This window comes from Afipia sp. OHSU_II-C1 (genome assembly GCF_000497575.1).
GTDB lineage: Bacteria > Pseudomonadota > Alphaproteobacteria > Rhizobiales > Xanthobacteraceae > Afipia.
In genome coordinates, this window is the sequence record NZ_APJI01000023.1 from 172,421 (window position 1) to 190,817 (window position 18,397).

At 62.8% G+C, this 18,397-nt stretch carries 15 protein-coding genes; 1 reads left to right on the plus strand and 14 read right to left on the minus strand.

Going from position 1 to position 18,397, the window contains the following annotated elements; genetic code table 11:
* Positions 1-84: 84 nt before the first annotated feature.
* A complete protein-coding gene (locus I554_RS0122870; RefSeq protein WP_024574214.1) occupies positions 85-1,749 on the minus strand; it encodes an L-lactate permease in 1,665 nt (554 codons plus the stop codon).
* Positions 1,750-2,050: 301 nt separating this feature from the next.
* Here I554_RS0122870 and I554_RS0122875 point away from each other — a divergent pair, with 301 nt between their 5' ends.
* Positions 2,051-3,793, plus strand: a complete 1,743-nt coding sequence (locus I554_RS0122875; RefSeq protein ID WP_024574213.1) for an ABC transporter ATP-binding protein/permease — start codon at positions 2,051-2,053, stop codon at positions 3,791-3,793.
* Here the strand turns inward: I554_RS0122875 and I554_RS0122880 are convergent.
* The 13 genes from I554_RS0122880 to ybgF all read right to left on the minus strand — a co-directional run bounded on the left by I554_RS0122880 (position 3,790) and on the right by ybgF (position 18,325).
* Complete coding sequence (locus I554_RS0122880) at positions 3,790-4,302, minus strand: HPP family protein (RefSeq protein WP_024574212.1); 513 nt, start codon at positions 4,300-4,302, stop codon at positions 3,790-3,792. The genes I554_RS0122875 and I554_RS0122880 overlap by 4 nt on opposite strands.
* Before the next feature lie 82 nt (positions 4,303-4,384).
* Positions 4,385-5,401, minus strand: a complete 1,017-nt coding sequence (locus I554_RS0122885) for a TorF family putative porin (protein WP_024574211.1) — start codon at positions 5,399-5,401, stop codon at positions 4,385-4,387.
* 396 nt (positions 5,402-5,797) lie between these two features.
* Positions 5,798-6,205: a hypothetical protein gene (locus tag I554_RS27410; RefSeq protein WP_024574210.1), complete on the minus strand. Its 408-nt coding sequence runs from the start codon at positions 6,203-6,205 to the stop codon at positions 5,798-5,800.
* Between the two features lie 41 nt (positions 6,206-6,246).
* Positions 6,247-7,614 carry a glycolate oxidase subunit GlcF gene (glcF, locus tag I554_RS0122895; protein ID WP_024574209.1) on the minus strand — a complete coding sequence of 456 codons (1,368 nt, stop codon included), beginning with the start codon at positions 7,612-7,614 and terminating at the stop codon, positions 6,247-6,249.
* 16 nt (positions 7,615-7,630) lie between these two features.
* Positions 7,631-8,863: an FAD-binding protein gene (locus I554_RS0122900; RefSeq protein WP_024574208.1), complete on the minus strand. Its 1,233-nt coding sequence runs from the start codon at positions 8,861-8,863 to the stop codon at positions 7,631-7,633.
* A 69-nt stretch (positions 8,864-8,932) separates the two neighbouring features.
* Positions 8,933-10,426: an FAD-linked oxidase C-terminal domain-containing protein gene (locus I554_RS0122905; RefSeq protein ID WP_024574207.1), complete on the minus strand. Its 1,494-nt coding sequence runs from the start codon at positions 10,424-10,426 to the stop codon at positions 8,933-8,935.
* Positions 10,427-10,598: 172 nt separating this feature from the next.
* On the minus strand, positions 10,599-11,291 hold the full coding sequence (locus tag I554_RS0122910; RefSeq protein WP_024574206.1) for a TetR/AcrR family transcriptional regulator: 693 nt from the start codon (positions 11,289-11,291) through the stop codon (positions 10,599-10,601).
* A 156-nt stretch (positions 11,292-11,447) separates the two neighbouring features.
* On the minus strand, positions 11,448-11,765 hold the full coding sequence (locus I554_RS0122915; RefSeq protein WP_024574205.1) for an AzlD domain-containing protein: 318 nt from the start codon (positions 11,763-11,765) through the stop codon (positions 11,448-11,450).
* On the minus strand, positions 11,762-12,526 hold the full coding sequence (locus I554_RS0122920) for an AzlC family ABC transporter permease (protein ID WP_024574204.1): 765 nt from the start codon (positions 12,524-12,526) through the stop codon (positions 11,762-11,764). Before I554_RS0122920 ends, I554_RS0122915 begins: the two co-directional genes overlap by 4 nt.
* A gap of 112 nt (positions 12,527-12,638) precedes the next feature.
* Entirely contained in the window at positions 12,639-13,850 is a 1,212-nt protein-coding gene (locus I554_RS0122925; RefSeq protein ID WP_029659985.1) for a glycosyltransferase family 87 protein, read from the minus strand.
* Between the two features lie 164 nt (positions 13,851-14,014).
* Positions 14,015-15,931 (minus strand): ATP-dependent zinc metalloprotease FtsH, encoded by a 1,917-nt coding sequence (gene ftsH, locus I554_RS0122930; protein ID WP_024574202.1) that lies wholly within the window; start codon positions 15,929-15,931, stop codon positions 14,015-14,017.
* A gap of 193 nt (positions 15,932-16,124) precedes the next feature.
* Complete coding sequence (gene tilS / locus I554_RS0122935) at positions 16,125-17,168, minus strand: tRNA lysidine(34) synthetase TilS (protein ID WP_024574201.1); 1,044 nt, start codon at positions 17,166-17,168, stop codon at positions 16,125-16,127.
* Between the two features lie 155 nt (positions 17,169-17,323).
* Positions 17,324-18,325, minus strand: coding sequence for a tol-pal system protein YbgF (ybgF, locus tag I554_RS0122940; RefSeq protein WP_024574200.1), 1,002 nt, complete (start codon positions 18,323-18,325; stop codon positions 17,324-17,326).
* Between the last annotated feature and the right edge of the window lie 72 nt (positions 18,326-18,397).

Below are 18,397 nucleotides of genomic sequence, written 5' to 3' on the forward strand. Positions count from 1 at the left end.
CGCGCATGACGCGGGCGGGAAAGCCAAAGAAAATCCCCGCGGCTTGCGCCGCGGGGATGCTTTTGCGCGCGCCAGCAGCGATGGTTACTTCAATACCATCGCCGTGAACGGATAGACGTAGGCCTGCAGCATCACGAGGCCGCCGACGAGGCACGCCAGCACGATCGAGTGCCAGAACACATACCGCAGGATCGAGCCTTCGTGGCCGTACCAGTTGGTTGCCGTGGACGCCACGACGATGGACTGGGCGTCGATCATCTTGCCCATCACGCCACCGGATGAGTTCGCAGCCGCCATCAGGATCGGCGACAGCCCGAGCTGTTCCGATGTGATCTTCTGCAGGTTGCCGAACAACACGTTCGAAGCCGTGTCGGAGCCGGTCAGCGCCACACCCAACCAGCCGAGCAAGGTGCCGAAGAACGGATACAGCACGCCGGTCGCTGCAAACGCCAGACCGAGTGTTGCATCGACGCCCGACAGGCGCGTCAATGTACCAATCGCCAGCATCGCCGAGATCGTGATCAGTGAAATCGCGCAGACCTTGATCGTGCGGCCGTATTCTCCGATCAGCCTGGCGGGCGAGAAGCCCATCAGGATGCCCGAGATGATCGCGGCGATCAGCATGCCCGTTCCGGTGAACGACAGATAGGTGAACGAGAACACGGCGCCTTCCGGCGTCGGCTTCGCAGCCACCGGCGGTACCTTGTTGATCATGTTGTGCAGATCGGGAACAGGATAGTTCCAGGTGAAGATCGAGTTCGCCCAGGTCTTGAACGAGCCCGTACCCCAGATCAGCATCACGATGCAGACGATGATCCACGGCAGCAGCGCACTCCAGAGCTGGGACTGCGTCAGCGGCGTGGTGTCCAGCGGTTTGGCCGGCGCCATCGTCGCAGCTGATTCATCATTGCTGCGCAGCGCCGGCGACGTCCAGAGTTCCTTCGGCTGCCAGACCTTGAGGAACAGGATCAGCGCACCCATCGAGATCAAGGACGCGCCGATATCGACGATCCATGGATTGATGAAGTTCGAGATCACGAACTGCGGGACCGCGAACGAGACGGCGGTGACCAAAATGGCCGGCCACACCTGCATCATGCCGCGCCATCCGGCGAAGGCCCAGATCACCCAGAACGGCACCAGCAGCGAGAAGAACGGCAACTGCCGTCCGACCATTGCGCCGAGAACGTATGGGTCGAAGCCCGTTACCGATGCGAGGCCCTGGATCGGGGTGCCGAGCGCGCCGTAAGCAACCGGCGCGGTGTTGGCAATCAGCGACAGGCCCGACGCGGCCAGCGGCGAAAAGCCAAGCCCGATCAGGACCGCGCCGGTAATCGCCACCGGCGTGCCGAAACCTGATGCGCCTTCAAAGAAGGCGCCGAACGAGAAGGCGATGAGAAGCAGTTGCAGGCGCCGGTCGGTGGTGACACCGCCGATCGCACGCTGCAGCAGTTCGAAACGCCCGGTCTCGACTGTGATGCGGTAAAGGAAGATGACATTGAGCACGATCCAGCCGATCGGGAAGAACCCGACGACGACACCGAGCAAGGACGCGCGGATCGACATGCCGGCCGGCATGGTGAAGATGGCAATCGCGATGACGTTGGCGACGATCAGCGCAATGATCGCAGCGATGTGGGCCTTGACCTTGCCACTCGCGATCAGCACCAGAAGCGTGACGACGGGGATGGCGGCCGCGATCGTCGACAGCGCGGTATTCCCCAGCGGATTATAGATTTGATTCCACATTGCAGTTTCCTCCCCACGTCATTGTTGGCGACGCCTGACCAGAGCGTGGTTGGTCAACGCGTCTGCAAGCCGGAGAGCACAACCGTGTGATGAAAACCGTAAGCGCGGGCGGAGGCCCCAAAACGCTCACAATGCCAAATGAAACGGGCTCCCCAGCCCTTTCGCCGTCGGCGGCATGCTAGAGTGAATGCCGCACAATGGACAAGATGTCGCAGGCAGGACATTTTGCGACTTTCGTCTAGTATTTGAGTATTTCTGATATCTTTCAGGGCCTTACGGCCCTCCCAAGGAGAAAAGATCTGTGAATGGGATCGGCTCGACCCTCAAAACGGTGTGGCGGATTGCTGCACCTTATTTCCGCTCCGAAGACAAATGGGCTGGTATCATCCTGCTAACCGCAGTGATCGTGATCGAACTCGCGACCGTCGGCATCAACGTCCTGCTGAATTCATGGAACAACCGGTTTTACAACGCGCTGCAGGAGCGCAACTGGGACAGCTTCGTCTACGAGATCATCTACTTCACGGTCATCGTCACGATCTTCATCATTATCGCGGTCTATCAGCTCTACCTGAACCAGTGGCTGCAGATCCGCTGGCGCAAATGGATGACCGAGCGCTATCTCGGCGAATGGCTTAGCAACGCCAACCATTACCGGATGCAGCTCCAGGGCGACGCCGCCGACAACCCCGACCAGCGCCTCACCGATGACGTCAAGCTGTTCGTCGACCGCACGCTGAACATCGGCATCGGCCTGTTGAACTCGATCGTCACGCTGGCGTCGTTCGTGGTGATCCTCTGGACCTTGTCGAGCGCGGCGCCGTTGCACCTGTTCGGCAGGGACATCGACATTCCGGGCTACATGGTCTGGGGGGCGCTGATCTACGCCGCGCTGGGAACCTGGCTGACGCATCTGATCGGCTGGCCGCTGGTCGGACTGGATTTCAGGCAACAGAAATACGAGGCGGATTTCCGCTTCAACCTGGTGCGCGTCCGCGAAAATTCCGAACAGATCGCATTGCTCGACGGCGATGCCGCCGAACGCCAACGCCTGCTGACGCGGTTCGGCGCGGTGGTCGAGAACTGGCTCGGCATCATGAGCCGCACCAAGAAGGTGACGGCCTTCACCGCGAGCTATTCTCAGGCCTCGGTGATCTTTCCTTACATCCTGGTCGCGCCGGCTTATTTCGCCAACAAGATGCAGCTCGGCGGCATGATGCAGACCGCATCCGCCTTCGGCAGCGTGCAGGGCGCGTTGTCATTCTTCATCTCGACCTATCGCTCGCTGGCAGAGTGGCAGGCTGTGGTCGCCCGCCTGAACGGCTTCGAGGCCGGGATTGACGCGGCGAAGGCGCTCGCGGTGAGCCCGGACTCGATTCAGCCGGTTGCCGCGGAGGGCAATGTCGTCGCGCTCAACGACTTGCTGCTCACTTTGCCGAACGGCAGGCCGCTGGTTCAGGCCTCCGGCTTCAGGCTGAAAAGCGGTGAGCGCACGCTGGTCACCGGTCCCTCCGGTTCTGGAAAATCGACAATGTTCCGCGCCATCGCGGGAATCTGGCCGTTCGGCAGGGGCACGATCTCGGTCCCCAAAGGCGCGTCATTGATGATGCTGCCGCAACGGCCTTACTTCCCCGTCGGCTCGCTGGCGTCGGCAATCACCTATCCCTCGAAGGATGGCACCTACAGCGCGGCGCAGCTCGGCGATGTACTGAAACTCATCGGCCTCCCCGCGCTGGCGGAGCGGCTCGACGAGGACGGACACTGGAACAGGACGCTGTCACTCGGCGAACAGCAGCGGCTCGGCATCGCGCGTGCGCTCCTGCACGCGCCGCAGTATCTCTTTCTCGATGAAGCCACCGCGTCGCTGGACGAACCGTCCGAAGAGATGCTCTATCGCTTGATCGTAGAGAAGCTCCCGCAGACCACGATTGTCTCGATCGGGCACCGCAAGACGCTCGAGGCATTCCATCAGCGCGAGGTGTCGCTGGTGCGCTCCGGCGAGCAGTTCACGCTCGATGAAAGCGAACGGGTCGCGACAATCTAAAGCCAGCGCTCCGGCCAATCCTGACGCCGGACGCCGCGATGCCAGACGAATGCGAACGCCGCGAGCAGCAATGCTCCGGCGAGAACCGGGGCAACGATGAATGTCCACGGCAGATTGAGCGACACCACAAGCAGCGGATTGATCCCGGCCGGCGGATGAAACGTGCCGGTGAAGAACATCGCAAGGACCGCGAGGCCGACCGCAAGCGCCGCGGCCCACGGCTGCGGGCCCACCGCATTCACCACCATCAGCCCGATTAGTGTTGCCACTAGATGGCCACCGATCAGCGCGCGCGGCTGCGCCGGCGTGGCCTCGGGTGAGCCGATCACCAGAACGATCGATGTCGCGAACGGGATCACGGCCAGTGGGTAGGTCAATGTAACCGACAGGAACTCCATGGCGCCAATGGCCAGCGCGGCGCCGAGGCCTGCAATGACCCCTGCCCTCAGCCTGCGCTGTCCCGCCTCGTCCCAAAATCCGGACGATCTGTCTCGCCAGTTCCTGCTCACAGGGTAGCTGCTGCAAAATCAGAGCCAAAAGAAAAGGGCGGCAGATTTCTCTGCCGCCCTCACATCCTTCAGACGAAGGAGATTACTTCAGAGCGCCAAGGGTCACGTCAGCCGAGAGCTTGGCGATGAACTGATCGCCGCACCACTTGGAGCCGAACCCGCCGGGGTTGATCGCGCTGAACGAACCGGTCTGCTGAGCGGTGAAGTCGCTGGTGAAAGCGTTACAGCCAGCCTTCGACAGGTCGGTGCCCGAGTAGCGCAGGTCGAGGGTGAACACCTTGTAGGTGAAGCCGACACCGACGTTCCAGGTGTTGTAATCGTCATACTTGATGCCGTTCGGGAACGGACCGGCGAAGCCGGCGGCAACCACGTTGGTGCCGTAGAACGAGTCAGAGGTGCCGAGCCACTGGCGGCCGAATTCACCCGACACGTAGGCGCCGACGCCGCTCGAGCCGAACAGGTTGCTCGGTGCGGTGAGCTTGGCGGTGATCGAGGCGTAGGTGCCGTCAGCGCCGGTGTTCAGGAAGTTCGGCGAGTAGAAGACGTTGCCGCCCATCGCGAAGTAGTCGTTAAAGGTGTAGTTCACCTTGCCGTACACTTCGTAGAAGCTGACGTCCTTCTTCATGCCGTTGAAGCTCGGCAGAACGAAGCTGGAGCCGGCGGGGCAAACAGCCGCACCACCCGGACCACCGAAGCTTTCGGTGCACTGCCCGCCTGGATACAGGTAGCCCCAGACACCGAAGTCAAACGCGAAGGCGCCGAAGGTCGGGCGGATACCGGCGTAGACGTCGATTTCAGCAGCCGCACGGTTGGTGAAGGAGATGCTTTCACCGGCGACACCGGCGTAAAGCTGCAGGTTCGGATTGATGTTGTAACGGGGTTCGAAGTAAGCGGAGACCGACGCGTTCTTGTTGGACTGCGTCACACCGCGGAACACGTAGTTGCTCATGACCGCTGCGCCGAACGCGACATCCCAAGGCGAAACCACAACCGGTGCCGGAGCCTTGGTGTAGACCTTGCCCAGATCGGCAGCCGACGCCGAACCCAGACCCATCGCAGCGATCGTAACTGCTGCGACCGACAAACTTACTTTCTTCATGACGATCCCCATCATCGTTTACAATTCAGTCCGATTGCCGAAGGTCCGAGAGACAAGCGTTAATCGACTGCGCGAATTCGTTTCGTGGCATCAATGTGATGGGCAATGCCATTTGCGTGAAGCAAAAAACCCAAGCAACTGCCGCCTTTTTAGGCGTTTTGAGGCTTCGGGGTGATGTTCTGCCGCAGTGTTGCATTCCGACAACAAATTTCAGCCCTAATTTGCCCATCCGGCCGAAAGATCCGAGCATTTCCGCCCGGTTCCCCCTCGATATCCCCACAGGTCCTTCTGGATCCGGGTCCGATTCGCGCCCCTGAACGCACGAAAAAAGCCGCAGCGAAACCGCTGCGGCTTTTCCGAAAGGCACCAGCAAACCCGCCGAAGCAGGCCCTGATCTCAGTTGTTGCTGTCGTCGCTACCGGAGCCGAAGCCCGATGACCAGCTGGGGGTCGAAGCCGGAGCCGGGCTGGACCAGCTCGATTCGGACGCCGGTGCCGGCTCGGCGGCCGGAGCAGCAGCGGGCTTCGGAGCGCGCTTCTTCGCGGCCTTTTTCGGAGCGGCCTTCTTCGGCGCAGCGGCCTTTTTGGCGGAGGATTTTTTCGCCGACTTTTTGGCGGATTTCTTCGCGGATTTTTTGGCCGCCTTCTTGGCGGACTTCTTCACGGCTTTCTTCGCCGACTTCCTAGCGGATTTCTTCGCGGCCTTCTTTGCCGATTTCTTTGCAGCCTTCTTGGCGGTCTTCTTGGCCGCCATCAGCTTTTTAGCTTTCTTGCCCTTGGATTTCTTCTTCTTACCTTTAGCCATTGTGGTCCTCCTGTTTCCGCCGGCCGCATCTCAGCCGGCGTTCAGGCACTCCCAACGCGGGGGCCCTTCATTGATCTCGTCAATAAATCCGGTCGAGGACCGCCGGTCGCCCAGTCGAGCAGCTCAATCGTATGCACCACAGGGACTGACGTTCCATCGGTACTTTCCACAGAGCCGATCTGCACCATGCAGCCGATGTTGCCGGCAGAGACAACGTCCGGCTTCGTCGATGCGATGTTCGCGATCTTTCGTTCGCGTAGTCGCTTCGCAATGTCGGGCTGGAGGATGTTGTACGTTCCTGCCGAACCGCAACACAGATGACTCTCCGGCACATCTTTCACCACGAATCCGCTCTTGGAAAGCAATTCTTTCGGAAGCTGCGTGATTTTCTGTCCGTGCTGCAACGAACATGCGGAGTGATACGCGACAACGAGATCGTTTTTGCTCTGCGGCCACGCGATGTCGATGCCAGCGAGGTACTCGGTGACGTCCTTCGCAAGGGCCGAGATACGTGCGGCTTTTGCTGCAAACATGCGGTCTTCTCGCAGCATGTAGCCGTAGTCCTTGATGGTCGTCCCGCATCCCGACGTGGTCACGAGGATGGCGTCGAGACCGTTTCTGTCGATCTCGTTTGTCCACACCTCGATGTTCGCCCGCGCGCGTTTCAGCGCATCATCATCGTGCCCCATGTGATGGGTCAGAGAGCCGCAGCACTGCTCGTCGGCCACCAGCACCACCTCGATGCCCTGACGGGTCAGCATCCGGATCGCGGCCTGATTGATGCCGGGCGACAGAACCTGCTGGGCGCATCCCTGCAGAAGCGCCACGCGGCCGCGCCTCTGGCCCTCTGCGGGAAAGATCTTGCCGCCGGATGGCCCGGGCGCAGGCAGATGCTTCGGTGCAAGTGCGAGCATCGCGCGGAGCCGGTCAAAGAATGTCGGCGTAACCCCATGCTTGGCAGAAGAAGGAAGCAAGGCTGCGAACGGACGGGCGAGACGGGCCCCCATCATGCTGACCCGGAACAGGCCCGGACGCGGCAGGACATAAGCGAGAACGCCGCGCAGAAAGCGTTCCGGCAACGGCCGCGCATACTCTTCCTCGATCTTGACCCGCGCCTGGTCGACGAGGTGCATGTAGTTCACCCCCGAGGGGCAGGTGGTCATGCAGGCAAGGCAGGAGAGGCAGCGATCGATGTGCTTGACCACCTCCTGCGTCGGCTTGCGGTCGTTCTCCAGCATATCCTTGATCAGGTAGATGCGGCCGCGCGGGCTGTCGAGCTCGTCGCCGAGCAGGACGTAGGTCGGGCAGGTCGCGGTGCAGAAGCCGCAATGGACGCAGGCGCGCAGGATCTTGTCGGCTTCCCGGATGTCGGGATCGGCGAGCTGGGCGAGGGAAAATTCGGTCTTCATGGGTTGCCGTTCCGGATCATGTGCGCACCATCCGGCCGCGATTAAGAATGTTTCTGGGGTCGAAGCTCGCCTTGACGCGCTGGCCGAGCGCAGCGACGCCGGCGTCCTGCGGATGGAAGACATCGACCGTATTGCGGACCTGGTCGGCCGCGCGAACGAGCGTGGCGTGGCCGCCGATCGGCCTTAGCCGTTGCCGAAGCAGTGCGGCATGGGCGTCGGCCGCAGGCGGCAGCGCCGCCCAGATCAGTCCTCCGCCCCAGTCGTAGATCACGTCGCCGCCGGTATCGCGGGCCAGCGCCTGACCGAATGCACCGCCGGAAGCCGGCGGACAGACGATACGCCACACCGGCCACGCACCCAGAGATCCCGACGCCGCGAATGGTGTGACGTCGCGAAGTGACGCCCAGACCGCAGCGGAGGCATCGTCCTCGATCATCTCCGCCGCACCGAACGACGCAAGCGCCTTGCTCACCGAGCCAGCACGATGAGGGACCGAAGCGCCGATGCCTTCGAGACGGATCAGGGTCACCGCCTGCTGCGATGATCCCAGACCGGCGAGCCCGCCTCCGGTGTCGCGGAAGACCGACAACGGAAGATGCGCCACACCCGACACGTCGTAGGGCGATCCGAGGGCCGTGGTCATGGCCCGGTTCGCGGCCACGTCGTCAAGACCGCGCAGCACCAGCGTGCGCTCGGTTTCGGCCTTCGGCATCACCTTGAGCGTCACCTCGGTCATCACCGACAACGTGCCCCATGAGCCCGCCAGCAGCTTGCAGAGGTCATAGCCGGTGACGTTCTTCACCACCTTGCCGCCGGTCTTGAACGAGTCCCCGAAGCCCGAAACCGCGTTGGCACCGAGCAGGTGGTCGCGCACGCCCCCGGCCTTGATGCGGCGGGGTCCCGCGAGCCCGGCGCCGATCATGCCGCCGACCGTTCCGGCCCCGCGCGGCGTTCCCAGCAGCACCGAGGTGTCCATCGGATCGAACGCGAATTGCTGGTTCTTGGAATCGATCAGGGACAGCAGATCGGCCATCGGCGCGCCGGCCTGCACGGTGACGATCAACTCATTCGGCTCGTAGGACGTCACCGCGTTCAGCGCGGACAGATCCAGCACCGCATTGGTGGCCATCGGCAGCCCAATGGCACGCTTGCTGCCGTGCCCGACGATCTCAAGCGGCTGCTCGGCGGCGAGCGCGCTGCGCACGGCCTCCTCCACATCACCGGCATCGCGTACCTTCAACGTATCCACGCCTTATCCTGTCTCGTTTGCATGCGAAGCTGACCCGGCAAGCGGTTCTCTCGATCCCGGATCATCAGCTTAAAATCGCGGAATGTCGGGAAAGGCGAGCTTGCCGCCATGGACGTGGACACGTCCGAGTTCGGCGCAGCGGTGCAGGGTCGGAAACACCTTGCCGGGATTGAGCAGCCCCTGGGTGTCGAACGCGCATTTCAGCCGCTGCTGCTGGGCCAGATCGATATCGCTGAACATCTCCGGCATCAGGTCACGCTTCTCGACACCGACGCCATGCTCGCCGGTCAGCACGCCGCCGAGCTTGACGCAGAGCCGCAGGATATCGGCGCCGAAGGCCTCCGCCTTGTCCATCTCCTCGGCGATGTTGGCATCGTAGAGAATGAGCGGATGCAGATTGCCATCGCCGGCATGGAAGACGTTGGCGACGCGCAGACCGTACTTCTCCGACAGGTCGCGAATGCCGGCCAGCGCTTCCGGCAGTTTGCCGCGCGGAATGGTGCCATCCATGCAGAGGTAATCGGGCGACATACGGCCAACCGCCGGGAACGCGGCTTTGCGTCCGGCCCAGAACAACAGCCGCTCCTGCTCGGAATTCGAAATCTGCAGTGTCGTCTGACCGCATGCGCGCGCGATCTTCTCCACGCGCTCGATCAATTCATCCACTTCAACCGCCGGACCATCCAGTTCGATGATCAGCAGCGCCTCGACATCGAGCGGATAGCCCGCATGGACGAAGGCTTCAGCCGCATGGATGGCATTCCGGTCCATCATCTCCATGCCGCCCGGAATGATCCCCGCGCCGATGATGTTGGCGACGCATTGTCCGGCCGCTTCGATCTCCGCAAAGCCGACCATCAGCGCACGCGCGGTCTCCGGCTTTTGCAAAATGCGAACCGTCACTTCGGTGACGACACCGAGCAGACCTTCGGAGCCGGTGATGATTCCCATCACGTCATAGCCGTCGGTCTCCGGCGCCTTGCCGCCGATCCGCAGGATTTCGCCGGTGATGAGGACGAACTCGCAGCCCAGCACATTGTTGGTAGTCAGTCCGTATTTCAGGCTGTGAACGCCGCCGGAATTCTCCGCGATGTTGCCGCCGATCGAGCAGGCGATCTGCGACGACGGGTCGGGCGCATAGTAAAATCCCTCGTGCGCGACCGCCTGGCTGATGGCGAGATTGGTCACGCCCGGCTCGACCACCGCCACGCGATTCTCGAAATCGATCTCGCGGACGCGCTTGAACTTGCCAAGGCCGAGCAGCACGCCATCCGCCAGCGGCAGCGAACCGCCGGACAGCGAGGTCCCGGAGCCGCGCGGCACCACCTTGATGCCGTTGTCGTGGCAGTACTTCAGGACTTGCGAGACCTGCTCGGTGGTGTCGGGCAGCACCACCACCATCGGCGGCTGGCGATAGGCCGTCAGCGCATCGGACTCATAAGGCTGCATTTCCCGTGCGCTCGAAATCACGCCTTCACCCGGCACGATTTTTTGCAGGGCCGCGACGATCTCGTCACGGCGGGCGAGTACCGCCTGATCGGCTTCAGGCATCATGATGGACATACGCGCACTCCAAAAAACGGCGCGTCGTATCACGCCTTGCTGTTCTGATATATCAGCATGTCTGGCACTATTTGAACAGTTCCAAACCGGAATAGCGAATCTGAGTTCGCCGCATTTCACATGCCTGGAGACATTCGGGTTCGAGAGAACGTGAGGCTGGACCGGGCGGCGTCTATCCGACCAGAGCACCCAGCTCCCGCCGCGCCGGCATCACCGGCATCACCGCCTGCACCACGAGACCGCGGGCGCGGGCATCGAGCACACCGACAGCCCGCAGCGCGAACAGCGTGATCGCCTGCACCGCATCGCGCAGTTTCACCGGGTCGTCGATATCGGCGGACGCCAGCGGACCCACCAGCGATTCATGGAGCGCCCCGATCAGGGCGGTGGCAGCTAGCGAGATATCCTGCGCCGGAAGGTGCCCTGCCCGCACCGCCGCCTCAATCCGGGTTTCGACCTCAGCGGCGATCTCCCGGCGGCTGGCAACGCGTGATTCGGTGACATCGACATCCACCGGCTCGGCCAGAATGCCCCAGGCCAGCTTGCGATTCGACACGACATGCACAGCAATGGTGGTGACAGCTGCGGCAAGCGCCGACGAAGGCCCCGGCGCAGCATCGGCGGCGCGCCGGATCGCGGTGAGTTCCGCCCGCGAAACATCGGCGATCAACTCGGAGATCAGATCGGCTTTGGAGGGGAAATAGCGATAGACCGTGCCTGCGGCGACATTCGCGCGGGTGGCCACCGGCGCGATCTGAACCGCAGCCATTCCGCCTTCAGCAGCTGCGTCGCGGGCTGCTGCAAGGATCGCATTGCGGCGTGCCGCAAGGCGTTTCACGACCTGATGAGTTCGCCTGTAAACCATTGATGGCGTTCGTCTCCCAAAAAGAAGTGAACACCAGTTCAAAAGCGGAGACAAGCGTTTCAGTGCACACGGATTCAAATTCGCAGTGCAGCAAAAAAGATACTTCTTTTCCGGATTCGATTCCTTGCCGGAACCGGCCCGTTCTTCCCGGAATTCTCAACCGCTGAAGCCGAGCGCGCGCGCCAGTGCCGCCACCGCCATCCCGGTGATCACGGCGACGAATTCGTTGCGCCGGATAATGGTGAGGGCGATCGCCGCACCGATGGCGAACAGTACGACCGCGCCGCCATTCACCGCGACCGGCAGCGACGCGGCGACGATGATCGAACCTGGCAATGCATCGAGCATCCGGCGCACACGCGGGGTGATGGTGACATAGCCCATCAGCCAGTAGCCGCCGAGACGCGAAGCGACCGTCACTGCCGTCATCCCCGCGAATGCGATCATCACATCGGAGCGCATGAGTTCGCTCATGCGGCGCCTCCATGCGTCTTCACATCATCGGTCGACGGATCGTCCATCAGCCCGGCGCTGATCGCGCCGGAGACCGCGCCGGCAATGATGAACCACCAGCCCGGCATGAGCCAATGCACCGTCAGCGCGACGATACCTGACACCGCCCACGGGATCGCCCGGCGCGGGCCTTTCCAGGCCGGCACCAGCATCGCCGCGTAGAACGCCGGCACCACCAGATCGACGCCGTATTTCTTCGGATCGCTGAGCTGCCCGGCGAGCAGATACCCCGGCAGCGACGACGCGAACCACAGGACGTACAGCACGATGCCCCCGCCGACGAAGAACGACGCATCCGCGCCGCCATGGTTGCGGTAGCGCGTGGCGGCGAGCCAGCCGCCGTCGGTCACCAGCAGCATCGAGGGAAACGATTGCCACCACGGCAACGTGCCGAACCATGGGCGCAGGCTGGCGCTCATCAGCGAGAAACGGATGTTCACGGTCGCCGTCAGCAGCGCCAGCGTCGCGATCGAGGACACCGTCAGCGTATTGGGCCAGGATGAGACCGCGACGAACTGCGACAGCCCGCCGTAAACGAAAGCCATCATCACCTGCACTTCGGTGAGGGTGAAATTCTTCTGCGCGCAGAGCGCGCCGAACGCCATGCCGAAGGCAAGCGTGCCCGGCAGCATCGGCGCAATGGCGACGATGCCCGGCATGATGGCGTTACGCGACCAGTAGGCAGGCGCGTGGAAGTGATCTGGAGGGACTGGGGCCGTCATCGATTCATCCGCAGGAAGACTTTATGCGTGCGGTGAATGCGGCGGAGGGTCAAGCATTTCGGCTGCGACCTGCGGCGAATAAAGGTGACGGAAATGCATGCGCGCTATGCGTTTAAGGCCGTAAGACCGGGTCCCGATCGTCGCCCCACTGCAAGTACGCGCGGCGCGCAATCAGCGCCGCAACGATCAGTGCCGCGGCAAGTCCGGTCGGCATGACGACATACGGGAAGACCATCAGCAACACGGTTACAACGCCGAGCGCCGGCAATTCGTAATCGAGAAAACCGTCCGTAATGCCCATGCGCAGAATCAGCGCCACGGGAATAGCAAGCACCATCATGTCGTACAAATAGAGATATGGCGTTGCCAGCAATGCTCCGGTAGCCAGCGCCGCGGCCTTGATCTCGTAGCTGACGCGACTGCGCCAGAGAATGACGACCGCGAGCGCCACCATCCCGCTCACGCCCCACTGAAGACTGCGGGCGAGCGTATCGCCACCACCAAGAAACCGCACCAGTGACAGGGTGCTTTGCATCTTGCCGAAGGTGGCGGCGCCATCGGACAGGAAGGCTGCCGACGCGCGCGGCAGCCAGTGAAAGAACTCGATCCAAGTTACATTGCCGAACGCCCACCAGGACAATGCCGCGACCGATGCGCCGGTCAGCGCAGCCGACGCGAATGTCTTCCATTGCCCGGCAGCGATCAGCACGAGGGGAAAGATCAGGCCATACTGTGGTTTGTAGGTGAGCAGCCCAAGGCATACGCCGGCGAGCCAGGGCCGCTTGGGCATCAGGTAAAGCGTTCCGCCGATCAACGCCGCCGTGAGGCATCCGTTCTGGCCCATCAGGGCGTTGAACATCACCACGGGAAACGCGCAGGCCAGCAGCCATCCAATGCGATGGTTCGTCAGCGCGCGGATGGTGACAATATAGAACGAGAAGGTGATCGCCGCCCATCCGGCGAACGCGACCGAATAGGGAAACTTTGCAAGCGATGCCGCAACGAAAAGAAACGGTGGAGGATAATGCCAGCCGAAAAAGTCGGCGAACGTCCGGCCGAGCACCGGCTCCTGAACCAGCTTGTGCGCATCCCAGTCATAGGCCGTAGCCGGGTAGCCATCGAGGACGAGCCGTCCAGCGGCATAAACGTTGGTGAAGTCAGTCGGAATTCCAAGACCCTGAAGATCGAGAATCCATTGACCGGTGATCGCCGATCCGACCAGCGACAATACATTCATGATACACAGCGCGACGCACATCAGCACCACGATTGGGGGAACCGCGGCGTGTTCGGCATCGCCGGATATCGGCGCCGGCATCGTCATCGCGGTCTGTATCAGGCCTGCAACATGGTCGGATTTGCTTCCGGGTGCGGCATCCACGTCGGAAAGTGCCCGGTTTGACTTGATGAACCCCTTAAACCTGCGCCGGAAACGGCCAGAATAAAGGCCGCCCCAAGGGCGGCCTTTATGGCAATACCTAAAGGCGCTTACGCCTGCGGCTGCGGCTCGAGACCGGCATCCGGACGCGGACGCGGCTTGCCGGCGGGCGGCACCGCCGAGGTGCGCGGGCCGGTCGGCTCCAGCACCGATTCGCGGTTCGGCTTCTTGCCGGCCAACAGATCGGTGATTTCGTCGCCCGACAGCGTTTCGAACTCGAGCAGGCCCTTCGCCAGGGTTTCGAGGTCGGCGCGCTTCTCGGTGAGAATGCGCGTCGCTTCCTTGTAGCCCTCTTCGACGAAGCGGCGGATTTCCTTGTCGATCTTCTGCACGGTTGCCTCGGAGGCGTTCTGCGTGCGTGACACCGACATGCCGAGGAACACCTCGTCCTGGTTCTCGCCGTAGGACACCGTACCAAGCTCTTCCGACAGACCCCAGCGCGTGACCATCATGCGGGCAAGCCGCGTGGCCTGCTCGATGTCGGACGATGCGCCGGAGGTCACCTTCTCCTTGCCGAAGATCAGTTCTTCCGCCACGCGTCCACCCATCATGATGGCAAGACGCGAGGTCATCTGCTCGAGCGACATCGACAGCTTGTCGCGCTCAGGCAGTTGCATGACCATGCCCAGCGCACGGCCGCGCGGAATGATGGTCGCCTTGTGGATCGGATCGGTCGCGACGACGTTGAGGCCGACGATAGCGTGGCCGCCCTCGTGATAGGCCGTCAGCAACTTCTCTTCCTCGGTCATGACGAGCGACTTGCGCTCGGCACCCATCATCACCTTGTCCTTGGCCTCTTCGAACTCGGCCTGCGTCACCATGCGCTTGTTACGGCGTGCGGCGGTCAGTGCGGCCTCGTTGACGAGGTTCATCAGGTCGGCGCCGGAGAAACCGGGTGTGCCGCGTGCGATGGTTTTGAGGTTGATGTCCGGCGCCAGCGGCACCTTGCGGACATGGACCTTGAGGATCTGCTCGCGGCCGACAACGTCCGGATTCGGCACCACGACCTGACGGTCGAAACGGCCGGGACGCAGCAGCGCGGGATCGAGCACGTCGGGACGGTTGGTCGCGGCAATGAGGATCACGCCCTCGTTCGCCTCGAAGCCATCCATCTCGACCAGCAACTGGTTCAGGGTCTGCTCGCGCTCGTCATTGCCGCCGCCAAGGCCGGCGCCGCGATGACGGCCGACCGCGTCGATTTCGTCGATGAAGATGATGCACGGCGCGTTCTTCTTCGCCTGCTCGAACATGTCGCGCACGCGGCTTGCGCCGACGCCGACGAACATTTCGACGAAGTCAGAACCCGAGATCGTGAAGAACGGCACATTGGCTTCGCCGGCGACCGCACGCGCGATCAGCGTCTTGCCGGTGCCCGGAGGGCCTACCAGCAGCACGCCGCGCGGAATGCGTCCGCCGAGGCGCTGGAACTTGCCCGGGTCGCGCAGAAACTCGACGATCTCCTGCAGATCCTGCTTGGCTTCATCGACACCCGCGACGTCCTCGAACGTCACGCGGCCATGGGCCTCCGTGAGCATCTTTGCGCGTGACTTGCCAAAGCCCATCGCCTTGCCCGCGCCGCCCTGCATCTGGCGCGACAGGAAGATCCAAACGCCGATCAGCGCGATGAACGGCAGCCACGACACCAGCAGCGAGACGAACCACGGCACGTTGTCGCCCGGCGGCTTGGCGGTGATCGACACCTTGCCGTCATACAGGCGCTTGATCAGCGTCGGGTCGTTCGGCGCATAGGTGTGGAAGGTCGAACCATTGGTGAAGGTGCCGTTGATGTCCGGCCCCTGGATGACCACGTCGCGAACGCGGTTCTGGTCAACCTCGGTCAGAAGCTGGGAGAACGAAATATCCTGCGAGGCAGCCCGCTGCCCCGGATTCTGGAACAACGTGAATAATGCCAACAGCAGCAAGACGATAATGACCCAGAGGGCGAAATTGCGCAGATTGGCGTTCATTGGGCTTCCTTCGTGGCCGCATGGATCGCGGCCTGATGTCCTTGGGTCTTCAAAACGTTTTTCGGTGCGGATTGCTTTACAATCTAGGTGTGGCGCCCCCGGATGCCAAGGGAACCTCTCGGGACTATTTAACGCATCTTAACGTCATTCCGGGTGAAATAAGGGCGGTTTGGCGGGGCTATTTCAACAGTGGTTAAGGCAAACCAGCCATCCGCCGGCCCCTCGGAGGTGCGGGAACAATATAGATGCGTCCCTGCCGGACGCTGATGAGCGCTCCGGCCAGCGTCTGCTTCAGTTGAACGCCCGGACCCGGCTTCTTTCTGGCCGTGGCCCTGTCGATCGCCTGTAACAGCGTCTCGACCTTGCCGAGTTCGGCCGGTCCTTCGTGACCGCTGCGGTCAATCGCGCGCATCAGCAGCCTCACCCGGATTTCATCGGACAGGGCCGTGAAGGCCGCGAGGTCGAAACTGCCAGCCGCCGCGCCGTTGATGCTGGCCAGATAACGCTCGGCGCCATCCGTCATGACATCGAGCGCGGCGTTGGCGCGCGCGAGACGCGACGCAAGACGCGCCAGCCCCCGCGCATCGGCGCCCTCCGCCGCCAGCGCAGGCATCAGTGCGCGCAGCCGCGGGCGGGTGAAGCGCGGATCGTGATTGGTCGGGTCATCGGCAAACGCGATTCCGGCCTTCGTGAGCGTCGCAACCAGCCGGGATTTTGGCACATCCAGAAACGGCCGCGCCAGAACCACACCGCCGCGATCCGACTGCCGCGCCATCGCCGCCAGTCCCGCGATTCCGCTGCCGCGCGACAGCCGCATGATCACGGTCTCGGCCTGATCGTCCCGCGTGTGCGCGGTGAAGATATGAGACGCCCCGTGGCTCGCCGCGGCGCGCAGCAGCAATCGGTAACGTGCCTCGCGCGCGGCCGAGGGCAATCCGGTTTTCGGCTTCTCGCCGCGCCAACGCAGCGTGCGATGTTCGATATCGAGCGCGCCGGCAAGCTGCTTGACGTCGCGGGCCTCGCGCACGGCCTCCTTGCGCAGGCCATGGTCGACTGTGATCGCAAGAAGACGCGGCCCCTTTTTCAGCGCAAGCCGCCACCGCGCGGCCAGCCACATCAGGGCCATGGAGTCCGGGCCACCGGACACGGCAAGCACCACCGCGGGCGCAGCCTTCCAGTCGGCGAACAGGCGTTTCGCGTCCAGAACTGAAACAGGCGACGTTTCGGCGGAGGGCATAGTGTTCAGAAGCCCGGTTTTTATCCCGACGGGGAAAGAACTGCAGGCATCAGAATAGACGTTCCACCCCGTCATTGCGAGCGAAGCGAAGCAATCCACCTTTAAGGAGAATGGATTGCTTCGTCGCAAGCGCTCCTCGCAATGACGGATTGATACTAGCAGCCAACCCGCTTCTGCTCGCGCGCCACGCCCTGCTTCACCCCATTCGAGGCGCGCGGATACTTGCGCGTGACTTCGCCAAAGGCGGCGCAGGCAGCTTCCTTTTCCTTCAGCGCGGCGAGCGACTGACCAAGACGCAGCAGCGAGTCCGGCGCCTTCGCCGAGGTGTCGAACTTCGTGGTCACGCCGAGAAAGGCTTCCGCAGCGTCGCGGTACTTCTGCCGCTGGTACAGACTCTCGCCGAGCCAGTACTGCGAATCCGGCAGCAGCGCATCGGTCGGATATTTCTGCGCGAAGTTGCGCATCGTCTCTTCGGCCAGCGCATAGTCCTTGCGCTGGATGTAGCCGATGCCGAGATCGAACTCGTCGCGCGGCGTTGCCGACGGCGGCAGGGTGGTCAGCGACGCCGTCGTGTTCGGGGCCTGTGGCACCGGACGCTGCGCCGGCGCGCCGTAAGGATCGCGCGGACCGCCAACATTCGACAGATCGAGCGGCTCGCCTGCGTCACGCCCGCCCGGCGCACCGACCTGACCGCCGGACAAAGGCGCCTGCCCTCCGCCCAGCGCACGCGGCACACCCGGCGCGTTCGGATTCTGACTTGGATCGAACGCATCGCCGCGTCGGCCGGTGCTGGCGACAGGGGCCGTGATCACCGCAGGCGCTGGACCGGTGACGGGTGGCGTCTGGTAACCCGGATTTGGCTGGTAGCCGGCATTGGGCTGCGGCGCGACGGCGACGCTCGGCACGGCGGAGCGAGGCGCGGCGGCCTGACCGGGCTGCGCCGGCTGGGCGCCCTGCAGGGCCCGCAACTGCTCTTCAAGCTGGCGGTTGCGGTACTGCAATTCCTCGTTCTGGCCGGTCAGCGTGCGAAGCTGGTTTTCCAGCCGCTCGATGCGCATTTCGGGATCGAGATCCTGCTGCGCGACCGCGCTGACAGGCAGCCATGCAGGCGCGAATGCGAGCACCGCACAGACGAAAATTTGAAATCTGGATGACATTTTGACCCGAAAAACAGTAAGGGCATCGCTTTTCAAAGCGACCAAGATTGAGCGGTTCAGTACGCCAAAAAT